Origin of the sequence: Mesorhizobium sp. M0047 (genome assembly GCF_040323315.1) — a bacterium.
GTDB lineage: Bacteria > Pseudomonadota > Alphaproteobacteria > Rhizobiales > Rhizobiaceae > Mesorhizobium.
On the sequence record NZ_JAMYUW010000001.1, the window covers coordinates 84,806 to 103,303 of the forward strand.

Below are 18,498 nucleotides of genomic sequence, written 5' to 3' on the forward strand. Positions count from 1 at the left end.
GTTCAAGCGCTATTCTAGTCGATTTAGAGCCGCTTGTCGCCAAGTCCATGGATCGGGTTGGGTTGATTCCGGTTCTCTCCCCGGCTCGGTACCGGCATTGCAGTCGCGCGGCGCCAGGCATGTCGACGCCGCGCGATTGAAATACCTGAAGCGCGTCAGGCAGCGAAGCGATCGATCACCTCGGCCAGCGGCACATGGCCAAGGCAGGCGCCCGAACCAGCAGGGCTTTCGCCATCCTCGACAGCCAGAGCATATCGCACCACCGGTTCGGCCTCGATGCGTCGGCGCAACCCGGCCAGCTTGGGATAGGCAGCGCCGTCGATCGCCTGGTGGAACTCCGCCCATCGGGCGACGCCAATCAGCGTGGTATCCGCCAGCGTCAGCCGATCGCCGACCAGAAAGTCCGTATCGGTGATCATCGCTTCAAGGCGGCCGTGGCGTTCGGTGACGGCCTTGCGGCCGAAGTCGCCCAAAGTCGCCTTCAGAGCCGGTTCATCCGCGGCCATTTCCAATGCTACCCAGAGCGGGCTGAAAGCGGCGGTGAACCCGGTGTTCACGAAGGCCATCAGCTGATGCATGCGGTCGGCTTGCGGCGTGCGCGGGTCGAAGCTGATGCGACGTTGCGTGTCGCGGGCTTCGAGCCACGCGGCGATGGCCATGGTCTCGGTCAGCACCGCGCCTTCGTCGGTGATCAAAACCGGTGTTTCCTGACGGCCGTTGATGCTGGCATAGGCATCGTTCTTCATCTCGGTGAGCATATCGACACGACACAGGCGATAGGGTTGCCCGACGCGTTCAAAGGCAGCGACGAGCCCCATCGAGCTTCCCGCCGGGAAGCCATAAAGGAGGATAGGTTCCATTTGTTTTCTTCCATGATTCAAGGGATCACGCCGCGCAGCGAAACTTGACCCTAAACGCTGGTCGCCCCATGTAAATTACGCACAATTCTGTAACCAGGGACTACCCATGAAAACCGTCGTCTCACGCTGCCCGATCGAAGAGACCATGCGCGTGCTCAGCGGCCGCTGGCCCACCTTGCTGCTCTATTATCTGAAGGACGGGACCAAGCGGTTCAGCGACCTGAGGCGCGACAACCCAACCGTCTCGCATCGCATCCTGGCGCTGGAACTGCGCAAGCTGGAGGACGCCGGTATCGTGCGGCGGACGGTGTATCCGGGCTATCCGCTGCGCGTCGATTACGATCTCACGGCGCCCGGCCGCAAGCTTGTGCAGCTGATCGATGCACTCGGCGCCTGGTGGGTGCATACGGAGAACGATCGGGTCGGCGGTTCCACGGAATCAAATCTCGATACCGCCGCCTAGGATCACCGATTCTACCGCGGTTTTCGCCGCCCTGCCCGGCAAAAGCCATGATCGCCACTATCTCAGGTGGGCATGACCGTTGCGAAAATCGAAAACCACCCGATCCCGAACCTGAACAGGCGCATGCTGCTGAAAAGCGTCGGCCTCGTCGCCCTGGCCGGGCTCGCCGCCTGCAGCACCGTTTCGCTGCCGACCGGCGAAGGCGCCGGGGTCTCCTCATCCGCCACCGGCACGTTGTCCGGCATCCGCGCTTCGGCGGGGCTCGCGGCGCTGACCCCCGACCGGCAACTCGAACAGGCCGCCCTGCAGCAGGCGGGCTATATGGCGCAACGCCGTCGCATGAGCCACACCACCGGCTGGGGCAAGGATTTCGCCTCGCGCGTCAAAGGCAATGGCATTGCGGGTGCGGCGGCCGAGAATATCGCCGAAGGCCGTTTCGACCTGCAGAAGCTTTTCGATATCTGGGTGCATTCACCCGGCCATCGCCGCAACATGCTCGACCCGCGCTTCACCCGCTTTGGCCTTGCTTATGTGCGCGACGGCAGCGACAGCGATCTCCGCTACTGGAGTCTCGTGCTCGGGAAATAGGAGCAGGCGTGTCGCCGTCGGCCGCCGGCTTCTTCGTCAAGCTGCGCGGCGGACCAATGGCTGAGCCGTCAATCCTTGGGGTTGAGCAAGGTCTCGATGTCCCGTGCGGAGACCGGTTTGCTGAAGTGATAGCCCTGCATTTCATCGCAATTGTTTTTGAGCAGGAAAGCCACTTGATCGTCGGTTTCGACGCCTTCGGCGATAACCCTCATGTTCAATTTTTGACCCAACGAAATCACGGCGCTCGCAACAGCCTGATCGTTTTCGTCATCGGCGACGTCGTTGATGAAAGATTTGTCGATCTTTAGCCGCGCAACTGGAAACGTCTTGAGTGCGCTGAGGCTGGAATAGCCCGTCCCGAAATCGTCGATCGAGATCTGAACGCCAAGGTGTTGCAGTTCGTTCATGGTCGCGACCGCCAATTCGATGTCCTGCATGATGAGGCTTTCAGTCAACTCCAGCTCCAGATAGCTTGCCTCCAGGCCGCTCTCCTGGAGTGCATTGACGACACGTCCGACCAGGTTCTTTTCCCTGAATTGCCGTGCCGACACATTCACGCAAACCGTCATCGGCGGCAGACCCGCATCCTGCCAGGCTTTGTTCTGTCGACAGGCTTCATGCAGAACCCAATCGCCGATCGGCACGATCAAACCTGTCTCCTCGGCCGTAGGAATGAAACTGGTCGGCGCTACCACTCCCAGTGTCGGATGGTTCCAGCGTATCAACGCTTCCACCGCGAAGACGCGCCCCGAGCGAAGATCAACTTGCGGCTGGTAGAGCAGCGCGAATTCCGAGGCGGCCAGGGCGTTTCGCAACTCCTCTTGAAGCACGAATTTTTCATGAGCCTTCGAGTTGAATTCGGGAGCGTAGAATTGGAAATTGTCGCGGCCGAACTCTTTCGCGCGATACATGGCTGCATCCGCATTGGCCAGGAGTGTTTCCGGGCTCGCCCCATCCTTGGGATAGTTTGCGATGCCGATGCTGGCTGTTGTTCGTAGCTGATGCTCTCCGAGATGAACCGGCTCTGCAATCGCGGCCCGGATCTTCTGCAAGCTCTGGGAGATGAGATCGACATCCGTGGGCTGGTCGAACAGGACGATCACAAATTCATCGCCGCCAAGTCGCACGACGGTGTCGGTGGCCCTTACGCATTCGACCATACGGCTGGCGACGGTCCTCAGAAGCTCGTCCCCGGCATTGTGGCCGAGCGTGTCGTTGACGAGCTTGAAATTGTCCAGGTCGACGAACACCAGCGTCACCCAGCGATCGTATCGCTGCGCGTACAAGATGGCTTGAGAGAGCCGGTCCTCCAGCAAAGCGCGATTGGGAAGCCCGGTAAGCACGTCATGATTTGCCATAAAGTGGATTTGGTCTTCAGCCAGTTTGCGCTCGATCGCTATACCGCCGATGCGGGTCGTGAAATCAATCAGCCGGGTCTCGGCCTCGACCGGTAAACGCACCGTCATCGAATACATTGCAAAGACACCCAAGACCGCGCCCTGATGCGACAGGATCGGGGTCGACCAGCAAGAACGATAGCCGTACACCGCCACTAGTTCGCGGTAATCCTCCCACAGCGGATCTTGCATGACGTCGGCGACAATGACTGGCTCCCGCCGATAGACGGCGGTCCCACAAGATCCGACCTTGGGACCGATGGCGACGCCATCGATGGCGTTCGTATAGCCTTTCTCCAAGCTCGGCGCCGCACCGTGCCGCAAATGGCTGCCGTGCTTGTCGAGGAGCAAAACGGAACCGAATATGCCTGTCAGCTGGGATTCCACGAGGCGCATGAGGCGGTCGAGCACGTCCTCGAGCGGCGCGCTCATCGCGATCATTTCCAGGATTTGAGCCTGCCCGTTACGGAGGACGTCGGCTTGCTTGCGAGCAGTGATGTCGTGGGCGATGCCAATCAGACCGAATATCTCATTTTTAACATTGCGCAGCGGAACCTTCGTCGACAAGAACCACTTGCCGGTGCCTGACGCATCGACAACAAACTCCTCCTCGTCGATCATCGGCTGTCCGCCGGTGAGGACGTTCTGTTCGATCAGGCGAAATTTCTGCGCAAGTTCGGGAGCATGGACATCAAAGTCGGTCAAGCCGATCATGTCGGTCGTCTTGTCCCGGCCACTGTCGGATGCAAGGGCCCTGTTGACCACGACGAAGCGGCTTTCGGTGTCCTTGACCCACAGATAGCCGGGCACCCAGTCGATCAGCGTTTGCAGCGAGATGCGTTCATCGACAATCTGGCGATTGGCCGAGAGTTGCGTGATGTCCTCATGCGTGGAAACCCAGCCGCCGTCGGGCATAGGTTGGTGGCAGACCTGAATTGTCCGGCCATCGGCGAGATTGGCGGTCCAGATTCTTGAAGTAACACTCGAATTGACCGACCGGGCCAATGCTAGATAGGCGTCGGCGGCCATAGCGGATGTTCCGGCAGCGACGCGTCGGTCGACGATTTCACCCAGTGTCAGGCCCGGCTGCAATTGTTCCACCGCAATGCGGTAGATCTCCGCGTAGCGACGGTTGGACTAGATCAGACGTTCATCGGCGTCGAAAAAGCAAATGCCTTGCGATATGTTGTCGATCACCGTCTTGAAACGGAGCGCCTGGCCTTGGAGTTCGACGATCGTAGCTCGAAGCTCGTGCTCGAGGGTTTCGTAGGAAGCCGTAGCCAGTTTTGCCAGCGCGGCCAGACCGGTCGACTCGGGCACCTCGATGGCTAGCCTGGATGATTTCGTGACCAAACAGAGTTCCTCCGATTTGGCGTCTGGCAGAACTATCACTCGCCTGGACGGAAAGTCCGCCTATAGTATTACGGACATACTAATGACAGATGAACCGGATCGAAATCGGCGCCGCGTAGCCTGAATACCTGAAGCCAAGGGCCGTCCTCGAACCCTCCATCTAGCTCCCGGACCCGGTATTCTTCAACATCAGGACGAACTTGGTTGACACCGCCCGGAGCGATCGCCACTGCGCCATCCGCTACTGGAATAGTTGAGAATGCAAGCTGCATATTCATAAATCTCCAGACTGGTTTGCCATGGAGACTTACAACCTCAAGCGCAACGGCATCTAACGCATGTCGCTCAAAAAGTAGCCCCGGCTTGAGACAACGACATGCATAGCAACCAAAGACCTAAAACGCGTCACATGAATCCGTTTCGACGCGATGTGCTTCAGTCCATATGCGCGGCTGGTGCGCCACCGGCCGGCGCCTGCTTTGGCTTGCGCAGCAGGAACACAAACGGGATGGCAAGCAGCGTCATCACCATGAGTATTTTGAAGTCGTTGACGTAAGAGATCATCATCGCCTGAAGATTGACCACACGATCGACCTGCGAAAGCGCCATTGGATCGCCGCTTGCGGCTGCCGGAGAGGCGGCCCAGAGATTTGGGTTGAACGGGTTGATGAAGGCCGAAAGCTCGGTGTGATTGACCTGCGTGTTGCGCACCATCAGGACCGTCACGACCGACACGCCGATGGACGAGCCGAGATTGCGCACCAGGCTGAACAAGGCCGTGGCATCGGTGCGGAAGCGCACGTCAAGCGTGGCGAAGGCGACGGTCGACAGCGGCACGAACACCATTCCCATGCCCAGGCCCTGGATGACGCCGGAGCTGAGGATCAGCCAGTTGTCCATCTGCGGCGTGAAGCTGGACATGGTGTAGAGCGACTGCGCGGTCAGCAAGAATCCGATGACCACAAGAATCCTGGCGTCGATCTTGCTCATGAGCCGCCCGACGACCAGCATCGAAATCATCGTGCCGACACCGCGCGGCCCCAAGACGACACCGATGGTGACGGTCGGATAGCCGAAGATGGTCGACAGCATCGGCGGCAGCAGCGACATCGAGGCCAGGATCAGCACGCCCATGACGAAGATGAATGCCAGCCCGGTCACGAAATTGCGGTCGAGGAAGATCTTCGGGTCGATGAAAGGACGTTCCGCCGTCAGCGTGTGGATGATGAACACCCAGAATCCGGTGATCGAAAGAGCAAGCTCGATCCAGATCTCGATCGAGGAAAACCAGTCGACCTCGCCGCCGCGGTCGAGCAGCAGCTGCAGCGCACCGACACCGAGCGATAACATGGCGAAGCCGAAGAAATCGAAGCTGCGCACCCGCCGGGCAACCGCCGGCAGATAGGCGGCCATGCCGAGGAAGGCGATGATGCCGACCGGCAGGTTGATGAAGAACACCCAGCGCCAGTTGAAATTCTCGGTCAGCCAGCCGCCGAGCGTCGGGCCGAGGATTGGCCCCAGCATGATGCCGGCGCCCCAGATGGCCATTGCCTGGCCGTGGCGTTCCCTGGGGTTGATGTCGAGCAGGAAGGTTTGCGACAGTGGCACGATGGCGGCGCCGAACACACCCTGCATCAGCCGGAAGAACACTATGCTCTCCAGGCTCCAGGCGATACCGCACAGCATCGAGAACACGGTGAAGCCGACAACCGCCCCCAGGAACAGTTCCTTGCGGCCGAAGCGGTCGGCCAGCCAGCCGGTCACCGGCGTCATGATGGCGGCGGCAACGATGTAGGAGGTCAGCACCCAGTTGATGTTGTCGGGCGAGGCGCCGAGATCGCCGGTCATGGTCGGCAGTGCGACATTGGCGATCGTAGTGTCGAGCGCCTGCATGATCGTCGCCAGCATCAGCGCGACCGTGATCAGCCCACGATGCGGCACTTCTTTGAAGGGTTCGGGCGTGCTCATGACGTGGAACTTCCAGCAGGTAACAAAAACGTGTACAACGGGTTTCCGGGCGGCAACGCCTTCCGTTGAGAGACCCTCGTCGCGGTGGGACGCGATTGTCGATGTGGGGGTTACATCGACTGAAAGTCTCTGATGAGCGAATGCCTGCCGCCCGGAAACATGAGGACCGACGGGTCCGTGCCGAAGATTTCACATGCCGGTCAAGCCGCGACGCGGCCAAGCCCAGACGCTGATCCTTCCAGCTCCTCCCATCAGCCTGCTATTCACCTCCGCCCGCTGATCCGCGCGGGATTCTGTTGACTTTTACTGCGCGGCCTCGCCAGCCGTGGCGTGACCGAAGATCGAGGGCAGTCCCCGCGCCACGCCGGTGTCGACGGTAACGGTGGCGCTCATGCCGGTGCGCAACGCCATCTTGGCGTCGGCATCGGTCAGTTCGAGGCGCACCGGAATTCGTTGCGTGACCTTGACCCAGTTGCCGGTGGCATTCTGGGCCGGCAGCAGCGAGAATTCGGCTCCCGTGCCGGCGCCAATCGCCTTGACCGTCGCCTCGAAGGTACGCCCCGGATAGGTGTCGACCACGACATCAGCCTTCTGCCCGGGCTTCATGTGGGTGAGCTGTGTTTCCTTGAAATTGGCGGCGATCCAGGTGTCGCCGGTCTCGACCAGCGAGAACAGCGGCGTGCCGGAACCGACATACTGGCCGACCTTGAATGAGGAAGCCTGGCTGATGACGCCGTCGGCCGGCGCCTTGACCGTGGTCTGCGCCAAGTCGTAGGCCGCCTTGTCGCGTGCGGCGAGCGCGGCCATCACGGTCGGGTGCTTGTCGGTCTCGATGTCGGGATTGCCGCCAAGGGCTGCCTTGGCGCTGATGATGCCTTGCTCGGCAACGGCGAGCTGCTGCCTGGCCTTGTCGAGATCGTTCTTGGCTTCGTCCAGCGACGACTTGGCGTTGATGCCCTTCTGGGCAAGGTCGGCGGCGCGGTCGAACTGCGACTGGGCGAAGGCGACTTGACTGGTGTCGGACTTTTGCTGAGCCATCGACTGGCCATAGGCCGCGCGCAGCTGCTCGACATTGAGACGCGCTCCCGCAACCGCCGCGTCGGCCTGGGCCAAGGCGATCCGGTAGGGCTCGGGGTCGATGGCAAACAGCACGTCACCCTGCTTGACCAGCTGATTGTCGGCTATGTCGACCTGAACGATGCGGCCGGCTGTGTCGGACGCGATCGACACCTTGGCCTGCTGCAGATTGGCGTTCTCCGTCTCCTGGTAGCGGCCGCCGGTGACCCAGACATAGCCGCCGCCGACAGCGAGTGCTGCGGGCAGCGCGACCATCAGCAGAAAGCGACCCAGCCGGCGCTTCTTCTTCACAGGGGACAGGGCAGGCTGCACCGGGGGAGCAACCGTAACCGGGGCCGCGGCCGGCTGTGCCGGCGCCTCCATTTCCAGTTCGGTCGCTTTCTCGTCTATCTTGGCTACCGCGTTCATGCTGCTGTGCCTTCTGTATTCTTTACTTTTTCAATGGACGGCGTCTCGTCGTCGGTCAGGTTCCGGACCATCGCTTCAAGGCCCTCGATGAGGACACGACGGGCTTCCGGCTTCACACCGACCAGCGATTCCTCATAGACTTCCCCGGCAATGCTCTTGATCACGGCGTAGGCTTCGCTCGCCTTGGGCGTCAGGAAGATCATGCGGACGCGGCGATCGGTGGCGTCGGGACGACGCTCGATCCAGCCGCCCTCCTCCATGCGATCGACCAAGCGAGAAACGCTGATCGGCTCGATTTCGAGAAGTTCGGCCAGCCGCGCCTGCGCGACGCCATCTTCCTTGGCAACGCGGACCAGAAGCCGCCATTGCGCCGAAGAAAGCCCCAAGCCACTGGCCCTCGCCTCGAAGCGCTTGCGCATCAAGCGCTGCACGTCGTGGATCAAGAAGCCCAGTCTGTCGATGCCATCGGAAACCATGAGCTGGATATATAATAAGCTTGCTTACTATTCAAGACGCTGCGTTGCATCAAAAGCTGGCAAATGTGCACGACAGCCATGCGATGTGGTCATGGTTAGCGATTGGTGAGCGCCTGGTCGCCATGCCGGTCGGCATAGCCGCTCCGCCACCTCATGCTGGTCGTGTCTGACATATTGTTGTACAGCCTTTGGTCAGGATCGGGGGATCAACGACAATGCCGACGCTTTACGCTCTCAAGCCGGCTTTCCAGGGACGACTGCGGCCGCTGGTCAATCGGCTGGCGGCGATCGGGGTTACCGCAAACAGCATAACCATCCTGGCGGCGTTGATGTCGATGGCTGCAGGGGCGGCCATAGCGGTTCTGCATGAATTGCGCTGGCTGATGTTGCTTGTCCCCGCGGTGATGTTCGTGCGCATGGCGCTGAATGCCGTGGACGGCATGCTGGCGCGGGAACATGCGCAGGCCTCGACGCTCGGCATGTATCTGAACGAGATTTGCGACGTCGTTTCGGACCTCGCGCTGACACTCCCTTTTGCTGTCTTTCCGGAATTTGGCGCATGGGCCGTCATCGCTTTCGCGATATCGGCTGTGATGACTGAGTTCGCCGGCGTGCTCGGCATCGCTGCGAAGGTCGGACGAAACTATGCCGGGCCGTTCGGCAAGAGCGACAGGGCACTGGCCCTGGGCGTGGTCGCCGTGCTGTACGCGGCCGGGTTCTGGCCGGCATCCATCGCGCCATTTGTGTTTCCGGCCATGGCAACGCTTTCGCTGCTGACCGCCATCAACCGGATACGCGCCGGCCTTATTGGCAGCGCCAGCTGAGCACGAGGGCTCGCCATGCCGCCAGAGGGAAAGACCGTAATGCACGAACCGATCAACGCCGCGGCCAACGAAGGTCTTGAGCGGCAAGCGCAGGAGCGGGTCTTCCGCAGCCATGACGGGACGGAGATCTTCTACCGCTTCTGGCCGGCGGCTTTCGCCGATGCCAAGGGCGCGGTGGTGCTCTTCCATCGCGGCCATGAGCATGGCGGCCGCATGGCTCATCTCGTCGACGAATTGCAGATGCCGGACCATGCTTTCTATGCGTGGGATGCGCGCGGCAATGGCCGTTCGTCCGGCGAGCGCGGCTATGCCCCGTCCTTCTCGGCCCTGGTGCGCGACATCGACTGCTTCATGCGCGAGATTGCCGCCAGGGATGGCTTCGCCACGCAGGATATCGCGCTGATCGCGCAGTCCTTCGGCGCCGTGCTCGCGGCAGCCTGGGTGCACGACTATGCGCCGAAGCTGCGCGCCATGGTGCTGGCCTCACCGGCCTTTTTGGTAAAACTCTACGTGCCCTTCGCTAGGGAAGGCATCGCGTTGTGGCAGAAGATCAAGGGCCGCTTCTTCGTCAATTCCTACGTCAAGGCGAAGTTCCTGACCCATGATCCGGTGCGCATCGCCTCTTTCGAGAGTGATCCGCTGATCACCCGGCCGATCGCCTCCAACATCCTGGTCGAGCTCTACCAGCACGCCGCCCGGATTGTCGCTGACGCCCGCGCCATCACCGTGCCGACGCAGCTGCTGCTCTCGGGCAGCGACTGGGTGGTGCGCCACGGCCCGCAGCACCAGTTCTTCGTCAATCTCGGCAGCCGTACCAAGGAACGCCATGTGTTGCCGGGTTTCTTCCACGACACGCTGGGCGAGCGCGACCGGGCGCAGGCCCTCGACCTGATCCGGCCGTTCCTGGCGAAGCAGTTTGCGGCGCCGGATGCGCCGGTCGACCTGAAGCAGGCGGATATTGCCGGCTACACCCGCGACGAGGCCGACAGGCTTGCCTCGCCGCTCGATCTGTTGTCGCCCAAAGGCCTCTATTGGGCCTTCAGCCGTGCCTCCATCCGCATGGGCGCCTGGGTCTCGCAGGGCATGAAGACCGGCATCGCCACCGGCTTCGATTCCGGCTCGACACTGGATTACGTCTACGAGAACGACGCGCGGGGTCTTACATCTCTTGGCCGCGTCGTCGACCGGGTCTTCCTTGAAGCCATCGGCTGGCGCGGCATCCGCCAGCGCAAATTGCATCTCGAAGAACTGATCGGCTCTTGCCTGGCGACGCTCAAGGCCGACGGCCGGCCGGCGCATATTCTCGACATCGCGGCCGGCCACGGCCGCTATGTTCTCGATGCCATCGTGAAGAACCCCGACCAGCCGGCGAGCGTGCGCCTGCAGGACTATTCCGACCTCAACGTGCAGCTTGGCCGCAAGCTGATCACCGAACGGAAGTTGCCGGCTGATGTCTCGTTCCAGCGTGCGGACGCTTTCGATGCCGACATGCTCGCCAAAGCCGATCCGGCGCCCGACCTCGCCATCGTCTCCGGCCTCTACGAACTGTTCTCCGACAATGCGATGATCGCCCGCTCGCTCGGTGGGTTGGCCAGCGCCATGCAGCCGGGAAGCCTGTTGCTCTACACCAACCAGCCCTGGCATCCGCAGCTCGAGATGATCGCCCGCAGCCTGACCTCGCATCGTGGCGGCGAGGCCTGGGTGATGCGCCGACGCACGCAATGCGAGATGGACCAGCTTGTCGAAGCCGCCGGTTTCGAAAAGCTCGACCAGCGCATCGACCAATGGGGTATCTTCACCGTCTCGGTCGCGCGGCGCCGCTGAACAGCATGGTGTCATCGTTTGCATCGACCGCACGCACCGAGCCTTATGGACGGGTGGTTGTCAGGGCAGCCCTGTGGCTGGCCTTTCTGGCGCCGTTCTTCTACCTCAGCTACGGCTTCGCCAACTGGCTGGCGTCGCGGCGCGACGATGTCGGCAGCATCGTTTTCTCCTGGGAACACAGCATCCCGTTCATCGCCTGGACCATCGTGCCCTACTGGTCAATCAACCTGTTCTACGGCCTGTCGCTGCTGCTCAACGACAACAGGCAAGGGGTCGACCACCTGGCCGGACGTTATCTCACGGCGCAGATCGTCGCCGTTGCCTTCTTCATCCTGTTCCCGCTGACCGCGACGTTCGTGCGGCCGGCAACGACCGGGCTGCCGGGTTTCCTGTTTGCCGTGCTGGGCGGCTTCGACAAGCCGTTCAACCAGGCGCCGTCGCTGCACATCGCCCTGCTGGTGATCATCTGGGATCATTGGCGCCACCGGCTCAGCAGTTTTCTCCTGCCGGTCTGGCATGGCTGGTGCTTTCTGATCGGTGCCTCGGTGCTGACGACCTGGCAGCATCATTTCATCGACATCCCGACCGGAGCACTGCTCGGTGTTTTTGCGCTGTGGCTGTTTCCGCCCAGCGGCGCGTTGCCGTTTTCAGGTGTCCGGCTGACCAGCAATGCGAAGGCGCGGCGATTGGCGTTGTTCTATGCGCTGGGCGCCGCCCTTGCGTTGGCCGGTGCCGCGCTCGGCGCTTTCTTTTGCGCCGTCGCGCTTCTCCTGCTTTGGCCGGCGCTGGCGCTGGCCATCGTCGCCTGCGCCTATGCCGGGGCCGGCTCAAAGGTGTTCCAGAAATCCGCCGATGGCAGCATCACGCTTGCAAGCCGTATTCTGCTCTTGCCCTACCGCCTCGGTGCCCGGGCAAACATGTGGGCCTGGACGCGCAATCTTGCTCCCCAGGTGGCGGTTGCCGATGGCGTCTTTCTTGGACGCTTTCCCACAGCACGCGAGGCCAACAGCTTCGGCACGGTCATCGACCTCGCCGCCGAACTTGAAAAGCCGGCGGGAGCCGATTGCCGCTGGATCAGCTTTCCGATGATCGACCTGTTGCCACCGCCGGCAGCGATACAGCAACAGGCAACCAGCGCGCTGGAGAGCGCGCGCCGCGATGGCACCGTGCTGGTGTGCTGTGCGCTCGGCTTCCAGCGGAGCGCCGGCGTCGTCGCCGAATGGCTGGTGGCGACCGGCAGAGCCGAAACACCGACGCTTGCCCGCGAGAAGCTGATCGCCGCCGGCCGGCCGGTTCATCTTGCCCAAACCACGGAGCGGACTGCGCCATGACCGGCAATGCCTACCAGGACCGCGTCGACCGCTTCGCCCGCATGCTGATGCAGCAGGCCGCATGGCCGGCCGCACTCGTGGTTGCCGCAAGTATCCTTGCGCCCCTTGCCGCCTCGGCGCGCGGCGCCTTCGAGACCTTGCCTGCAGCCCTCGCGCTGTCCACCACCGCCGGTAGCGCTGTCGCCGTGCTGGCGCTGTCGGCACTGCTGGCGTTCGATGCGCTGCTGTTCCGGCTGATGGGCAGTCACAATGACGAAGCTTCCGGTGGCGCCGCGGTGGACGACATGCTGGCGCGCATGCGCCTGAAGCCCCTCCCGTCCACGACACGCACGCTCGAAGACCGCATGGCCGGCACAGGCCGCTTGCTGTTCAAGCAGCGCACGGCCCTGGCGCTATTTGCCGCAGCGCTTCTGGCGGCGGGATTCTGGGCGCCACGATGAACAAGCTTTCGCTGAAAACGTTCACCTTGCTGCAGACGGTAACCTCCGTCGGGCTCTCGGCGCTGGCCTGGATGGTGACCGGCGTGCGTCCGATCTGGAGCGGCAGCCTGCCATCCAACCGACAGCGCATCTATTTCGCCAATCACACCAGCCATGGTGACTTCATCCTGCTGTCGGCGTGCCTCAGCGAACGGGAACGCGCGATCACGCACGCAGTTGCCGCCGGCGAATATTGGGGAAAGTCGCGGCTGCGCCGCTTCATTGCCGAGGACATGCTGTCGTCCGTGCTCATCAACCGGCAATGGACGAAGCCTGAGGAAAACCCGATCGAGATCATGCTGTCAGTTCTCGACCAGGGTCACTCGCTGATCCTGTTTCCCGAGGGCACCCGCAACATGACCGAGGAGCCGCTGCTGGCCTTTCGCTCCGGGCTCTACAATCTGTCGATGGCGCGGCCGGAGGTCGAGCTGATCCCGTGCTGGATCGAGAACATGTCGCGCGTGCTGCCCAAGGGCCAGTTCCTGCCGGTGCCGCTGCTGTGCCGCGTCGTCTTCGGCGCACCGGTCGCGGTGGCGCCTGGCGAAGAACGCCGCGCCTTTCTCGAACGCGCTCACGCCACGCTTCTGGCGCTCAACCCGCGTCCCGAGCGAGACGATTGATGCGCTACGATATCTCCATCCTGATCATCGGCCTGCTGGCGGTTTTGACCACCGCCAGCACCGTCGCCGCCTTACTCTCGGCGCGGGCGCCGAAGCCGCTGAGTTCGACGCTGGTCAACCTCACCCAGCGCATCAACGCCTGGTGGGTGATGGTGGCGATGATGACGGTCGCCTTCTTCTTCGGCCGCTACGGTATGACTATCCTGTTCGCGCTGATCTCCTTCGCCGCGCTGCGCGAATTCGTGACGCTGACGCATACGCGCCGCAGCGACCATTGGGTGCTGCTTGGCATGTTCGGCATCATCATACCGTTTCAATACTGGCTGGTGTGGACCGCCTGGTACGGGCTCTTCGTCATCTTCATTCCGGTCTATTGCTTCCTGTTGATGCCGGCGATCACGGCGCTGCATGGCGACACCGAACGCTTCCTCGAGCGGATCGCCGCGCAGCAATGGGCGGTGATGATCGCGGTCTATTGCGTCAGCCATGTCCCTGCCCTGCTGACACTCGACGTGCCGGGCTTCGAAGGTCGCACCCTGTTGCTGATCGCCTTCCTGATCATCGTCGTGCAAGGCAGCGACGTGCTGCAGTACATCTTCGGCAAGCTCTTTGGAAAACACCGCTTTTCGCCGAACGTCTCGCCATCGAAAACCTGGGAAGGCCTGATCGGCGGACTGGTGTCGGCGAGCCTGCTCGGCGCGCTGCTGTCGTTCGTGACGCCGTTTTCGCCGTTGCAGGCGGCGGCCGTGGCCTTCGTCGCCTGCTCGATGGGATTTCTGGGCGGTCTGGTCGCCTCGGCCATCAAGCGCGACCAGGGCGTCAAGGACTGGGGCCATCTCATCGAAGGTCACGGTGGCATGATGGACCGCACCGACAGCCTGGTCTTCGCTGCCCCGATCTTCTTTCACATTGTGCGCTATTTCTGGACGGTCTGAGTGAGCCGTCTGTAGCCGCCTCTCCAGAGTGAGCCTAAGCGTCTTCCGGCCAGTAGCTTATGACCGGCCGGAAAAACGCCTTGATGCACTTTGCGGACATAGTCTTCTCAAAATCTGTTTCGCCGTTTGCACCAGCCTCATCTTCGGAGGCCATCTGTTTCAGCCATTGCTCGTTCATTTCCGAAGCGCGATCAGAACACTCATCCATACCGCTCGATAGCGGTCCCACCACCTCACTGACCTTCGGGCCGACATAGGTGACAAGCCACAGCTTGTTGTCTGATTTAGCTTCAGGTTGAGGCAGATGCCAAACTTCGGGGAGTCCCCAAAACCAGCCAATTCCTACGAAGATCGACACCGGCACCATCGGGTACAGCACCCGAAAAGCAAGTGACAGTGGATGAGATTTGGGACGCATAGGATAAAACTTCTCATCATCTATTTTTACTTGTACCTTCTCTGCGATATGCGACTCTTGTTAAGATTCCACAAAGCGATTTTGGTATTTTGACTCGAATTCCGGAATAAATATCTAATTTATACTTGTCTACATTAGTAAATGCTCAGATGTCTGTCTCGACTTTCTTGAGGTCGCCGAACGGTTCGAACCCCCGCGCTTCGAGACCAGCCGGTCGTTCCTGATCGCCGGCCTCGGCGAACGCTAAAGCTGCGAACCAGCGCCGCCATTCCGAGGCAATGGCAGCGCTTCGGCCCCTATATCGGCAACATTCCGGGCGAGACCGGCGACGTCGCCTCTGCGTCAACGGCGACGATGCCGGCAATTTCGACTACGGCGTCGAATTCGACCCGCGCAGCGGCGATGGCGGGCTGGAGATCTGGATGCCGGTGAAATGATAAGCGATCACGCCATCGGCAGCGCCGGCCAGCGATCGATTATCCTGCCGCCGGAGAACACCGCGATCGATCCGAATTGCTGCAGCACGGCCTCGCTCTGCGTCGGGCGCAGGAAGGCGTAGTCGCCGGGCCTTGCAGTCGCATCAGCCGGCAAGCCCATGAATTGCTGGTTGGAGGACAGGCCGAGCAGGCCGTTCGTCTGCATGCCTTCGGGGAACACCGGCTCGGCCATCCACTTGCCGCCATAGAGATAGCAGCCCTTGCGCGGAAACCGGCCGAGTGCCTGCAGCAAGCGGGTGACGGCCGGCGGGCCGGGCAGCATCGGCGCGACCACTTTCAGGATCGGCGTCGCGATGAAGGCAGCCGGTTGGAAGCCATCAAGGCCGGGCGTGTCGAAATCGCTGGGCAGCACGAAGGCCGAGCCCATCGACACTTCATTGGCGACGCTGCCATGATGGAGCAGTGCGGTCTTGCTGCCGCCGATATTCAAGATGCGGCGCTGGTCGGCGCCGAGACAAGCGACGAACGCCGTGGCCTGCGCCGACGCCTTTGCCAAGGCTTTCACCGGCCCGCCGAACAGGTTGGGAATATGCGGCGAATGCGCTTCGTAGGCCATGACGCCTTCGCAACGCAGGCGTTTGTGGGATGGCAGTGCGCTCAGTGCCTGCGACAACGCCTCCGGGCTGGCAAAGCCGCCGCGATGCAGTCCGACGTCGATCTCGAAGGCGATGCGCAGCTCGATCTCGAGTTCGTCGGCGAGCGCGCCATATTCCGCCAGTCGGTCCTGGGTATCGATCAGCCAGCAGACACGCGACCAGTCGGCCTCGCCGTTCACCAGCGCTGCCCTTGCCGCGCCGACCGGCATCGGCTTGCCGTACAGCAGATCGGCATCGGGAAACGCCTTCAGCACCGCCTCGCTGATCGGCGGATGGAAGGTCATGACGTGATTGGTGCCAAGCGCCTTGGCGATATGGGCGAGCAGGGGCGGGCAAGCGAGCGACTTGTCGACCAACCGCACGGCGAGGCCGGGGGCAAGCCTGTCTTTCACCAGTGCGATGTTGCGGTCCAGCCGGCCGAGATCCAGCACCAGGCAGGGCTGGAAGATGCCGGCGGACTTCAGCGCGGCCGACAGGGCGGAAAAATAGGCGCTCATCGTTCGCTGCCAGAAGGACCGGGCTCGATGCCGAACAGGCCGGCCATGTAGGGCGAGACCAAGCGGTTTTGCGGATCGATATCGCGGCGCACCGCCATGGCGTCGTCCCAGCGCGGATAGAGCTTTTTCAGCTCCACCGCCTTCAGGCTGTGCATCTTGCCCCAATGCGGCCTGCCGCCATATCTGCGGAAGATCGGCTCGGCCGCCCGCATGAACGGCAGCGGATCATTTGCCGCGTCATGGTGGATGGCGATCGAGCAGGTCGGCCTCCTGTAGAATGGCGACAGCCAGAATTCGTCGGGGGCAACGGTGCGCACCTCCATCGGAAAATAGACCTCCGGAAAATGCTTCTCCGTCAGCTCGATGATTTCGGCCAGCGCCTTCGGGCCCACCTCGAAAGGCAAATGATATTCCATCTCGTTGAACTTGGTCTGCCGGTCGCTGGCATAGACGTTGAGCCAGTCCTGCACGTAGTCCTCGGCCGGAAATTTGGCGACCGCCGAACGGATCAGGCGGCCGCGCAGCGACGGCAGCCAGGCGAGCGCGGTGCGCAGCCGGCGCAGCGTCCTCAACCCGGCCTCATCCGCTTCCGGCGGTCGCGGGGTCGGTGCTACGTCGCTGAGATCGCTGGCGATGAACTGCGCATAGCCGGAAAACGGAATGTAGTAGAATTCGGCCGAGCGATGCGCGGCCATCATCGTCTCGAACTCGCGCAGCATCTCAGTGATCGGCAGCACCCATTTGCGGCGGCGCAGCCTGTAGGTCGCGATGTTGTTGAGCGTTACTTCGGTCAGCACACCGAAGGCTCCGAGCGCGACGCCGATGGCATGGATCGTCTCCTGGTCCCCTGCCCGCTTGAAGTCGCGCAGCTTGCCAAGCCCGTCGACGATCTGCACCGTCTCCAGCTGGGTGTGATAGGCGCCGAGCTTTGGTCCCGAGCCGTGCGTGGCTGTGCCCAGCGCGCCGCCGATCGCCTGGCGGTCGATGTCGCCCATATTGGGCAGGCCCTGGCCAATGCCTTGCAGGATGTGCATCAGCGGGCCGAGCCGGGTTCCTGCCCGCACCCGCGCCTGATGTTTTTCGGCGTCGTGCGAGACCAGCCCTTCCAATTTCTCCAAGGACAGGATGGTGCCCTCGGATTTCACCAGCGGGGTGAAGGAATGGCCGGCGCCGACGACGCGGACCGGGCCAAGTGCGGTACGAATGAGATCACCCAGTTCGCCGGCATCGGCGGGACTGGCGATCAACCGCGGTTCGGCGGTGACAAAGCCCGACCAGTTGCTCCAGTTGTTCGACATGGCGCTCCCCGGCCCGGCGCGGGGGGGGCGCCCCCGCGCCACCAAGACAAACAGACCAAGCAGAAGCACGCTGGCCACAGCGCTGGCGGCGGCGAATTCCGGCACCGGCCGGAAATCCTTGCCGTCGATGAGCAGTGACGCGGCGATCGGCCCGATCGCCAGGCCAAAAAGCTGGGCTGCCGGCACCAGCAGCACGGCGGTGCGCGTCTCGTCGGCGGTGATCGCCAGCCGGATCTGGTAGGGCACGATGAACAAAAGAATGAAGCCCATGACCAGAGCGGCGACCCAGAATGTGGTGAGGTCAGGTCCGCTGGCAAGGACCAGGGAGCTGACAAGCGCCACGACACCGATCGTCGCGACTGCAAGGCGATAATCGATGCGCGCCTCGAAGACGGTTGCCGTCATCGCACCCAGGACCTGCGCCGCGAGGCTGGCAGAGACGATCAGGCCGACGGTGCGGCCATCGATGCCGTATTGCGCGCCAAGCGGCTCCAGGAAGGCCCAGACCGCGCCGAAGAACATGAAGTAGCAGAACACCGACAGCAGCGCGGTGAGCGAAGGAACCGTCAGCACATTGGCCAGATTCTCG

Annotated in this window: 18 protein-coding genes and 1 pseudogene; 9 read left to right on the plus strand and 10 right to left on the minus strand. The window is 62.3% G+C overall.

Features of this window, described 5'->3' with window-relative positions; translation table 11 throughout:
* Positions 1-155 precede the first annotated feature (155 nt).
* Positions 156-860, minus strand: coding sequence for a glutathione S-transferase family protein (locus NKJ89_RS00380; RefSeq protein ID WP_352598942.1), 705 nt, complete (start codon positions 858-860; stop codon positions 156-158).
* Positions 861-966: 106 nt separating this feature from the next.
* Here NKJ89_RS00380 and NKJ89_RS00385 point away from each other — a divergent pair, with 106 nt between their 5' ends.
* On the plus strand, positions 967-1,323 hold the full coding sequence (locus NKJ89_RS00385) for a winged helix-turn-helix transcriptional regulator (RefSeq protein WP_352598944.1): 357 nt from the start codon (positions 967-969) through the stop codon (positions 1,321-1,323).
* 72 nt (positions 1,324-1,395) lie between these two features.
* On the plus strand, positions 1,396-1,911 hold the full coding sequence (locus NKJ89_RS00390) for a CAP domain-containing protein (RefSeq protein ID WP_352598945.1): 516 nt from the start codon (positions 1,396-1,398) through the stop codon (positions 1,909-1,911).
* Positions 1,912-1,979: 68 nt separating this feature from the next.
* On the opposite strand, the gene NKJ89_RS00395 is transcribed toward NKJ89_RS00390, so the two are convergent.
* From NKJ89_RS00395 to NKJ89_RS00420, 6 genes and pseudogenes are all read right to left on the minus strand, one after another.
* A complete protein-coding gene (locus NKJ89_RS00395; RefSeq protein WP_352599326.1) occupies positions 1,980-3,749 on the minus strand; it encodes a putative bifunctional diguanylate cyclase/phosphodiesterase in 1,770 nt (589 codons plus the stop codon).
* 48 nt (positions 3,750-3,797) lie between these two features.
* Positions 3,798-4,433 (minus strand): annotated as a pseudogene (locus NKJ89_RS00400) (PAS domain-containing protein); the annotation flags it as partial.
* 12 nt (positions 4,434-4,445) lie between these two features.
* Complete coding sequence (locus NKJ89_RS00405) at positions 4,446-4,661, minus strand: hypothetical protein (protein WP_352598946.1); 216 nt, start codon at positions 4,659-4,661, stop codon at positions 4,446-4,448.
* Positions 4,662-5,096: 435 nt separating this feature from the next.
* Positions 5,097-6,629: a DHA2 family efflux MFS transporter permease subunit gene (locus NKJ89_RS00410; protein WP_352598948.1), complete on the minus strand. Its 1,533-nt coding sequence runs from the start codon at positions 6,627-6,629 to the stop codon at positions 5,097-5,099.
* 303 nt (positions 6,630-6,932) lie between these two features.
* Positions 6,933-8,114: an HlyD family secretion protein gene (locus tag NKJ89_RS00415; RefSeq protein ID WP_352598950.1), complete on the minus strand. Its 1,182-nt coding sequence runs from the start codon at positions 8,112-8,114 to the stop codon at positions 6,933-6,935.
* On the minus strand, positions 8,111-8,590 hold the full coding sequence (locus tag NKJ89_RS00420; RefSeq protein WP_352598952.1) for a MarR family winged helix-turn-helix transcriptional regulator: 480 nt from the start codon (positions 8,588-8,590) through the stop codon (positions 8,111-8,113). Before NKJ89_RS00420 ends, NKJ89_RS00415 begins: the two co-directional genes overlap by 4 nt.
* 215 nt (positions 8,591-8,805) lie before the next feature.
* On the opposite strand from NKJ89_RS00420, the gene NKJ89_RS00425 reads away from it, so the two are divergent.
* From NKJ89_RS00425 to NKJ89_RS00450, 6 genes are read left to right on the plus strand one after another with little or no spacing between them, the layout of a single operon-like run.
* The gene (locus NKJ89_RS00425) at positions 8,806-9,414 is read left to right on the plus strand and encodes a CDP-alcohol phosphatidyltransferase family protein (protein ID WP_352598954.1); all 609 of its coding nucleotides are present in this window, start codon (positions 8,806-8,808) and stop codon (positions 9,412-9,414) included.
* Between the two features lie 39 nt (positions 9,415-9,453).
* Positions 9,454-11,238, plus strand: a complete 1,785-nt coding sequence (locus NKJ89_RS00430) for a bifunctional alpha/beta hydrolase/class I SAM-dependent methyltransferase (RefSeq protein ID WP_352598956.1) — start codon at positions 9,454-9,456, stop codon at positions 11,236-11,238.
* A 5-nt stretch (positions 11,239-11,243) separates the two neighbouring features.
* Positions 11,244-12,569 carry a phosphatase PAP2/dual specificity phosphatase family protein gene (locus NKJ89_RS00435; protein WP_352598958.1) on the plus strand — a complete coding sequence of 442 codons (1,326 nt, stop codon included), beginning with the start codon at positions 11,244-11,246 and terminating at the stop codon, positions 12,567-12,569.
* Positions 12,566-13,009, plus strand: coding sequence for a hypothetical protein (locus tag NKJ89_RS00440; RefSeq protein ID WP_352598960.1), 444 nt, complete (start codon positions 12,566-12,568; stop codon positions 13,007-13,009). Before NKJ89_RS00435 ends, NKJ89_RS00440 begins: the two co-directional genes overlap by 4 nt.
* The gene (locus tag NKJ89_RS00445; RefSeq protein WP_352598962.1) at positions 13,006-13,668 is read left to right on the plus strand and encodes a lysophospholipid acyltransferase family protein; all 663 of its coding nucleotides are present in this window, start codon (positions 13,006-13,008) and stop codon (positions 13,666-13,668) included. Before NKJ89_RS00440 ends, NKJ89_RS00445 begins: the two co-directional genes overlap by 4 nt.
* Positions 13,668-14,603 (plus strand): phosphatidate cytidylyltransferase, encoded by a 936-nt coding sequence (locus NKJ89_RS00450; RefSeq protein ID WP_352598964.1) that lies wholly within the window; start codon positions 13,668-13,670, stop codon positions 14,601-14,603. Before NKJ89_RS00445 ends, NKJ89_RS00450 begins: the two co-directional genes overlap by 1 nt.
* Before the next feature lie 34 nt (positions 14,604-14,637).
* On the opposite strand, the gene NKJ89_RS00455 is transcribed toward NKJ89_RS00450, so the two are convergent.
* Positions 14,638-15,021 (minus strand): hypothetical protein, encoded by a 384-nt coding sequence (locus tag NKJ89_RS00455; RefSeq protein WP_352598966.1) that lies wholly within the window; start codon positions 15,019-15,021, stop codon positions 14,638-14,640.
* 278 nt (positions 15,022-15,299) lie between these two features.
* Here NKJ89_RS00455 and NKJ89_RS35690 point away from each other — a divergent pair, with 278 nt between their 5' ends.
* Complete coding sequence (locus NKJ89_RS35690; protein WP_502904066.1) at positions 15,300-15,458, plus strand: hypothetical protein; 159 nt, start codon at positions 15,300-15,302, stop codon at positions 15,456-15,458.
* Positions 15,459-15,465: 7 nt separating this feature from the next.
* On the opposite strand, the gene NKJ89_RS00465 is transcribed toward NKJ89_RS35690, so the two are convergent.
* Positions 15,466-16,611, minus strand: coding sequence for a DSD1 family PLP-dependent enzyme (locus tag NKJ89_RS00465; protein ID WP_352598968.1), 1,146 nt, complete (start codon positions 16,609-16,611; stop codon positions 15,466-15,468).
* Positions 16,608-18,482 (minus strand): MFS transporter, encoded by a 1,875-nt coding sequence (locus tag NKJ89_RS00470; protein ID WP_352599328.1) that lies wholly within the window; start codon positions 18,480-18,482, stop codon positions 16,608-16,610. Before NKJ89_RS00470 ends, NKJ89_RS00465 begins: the two co-directional genes overlap by 4 nt.
* Positions 18,483-18,498 lie beyond the last annotated feature (16 nt).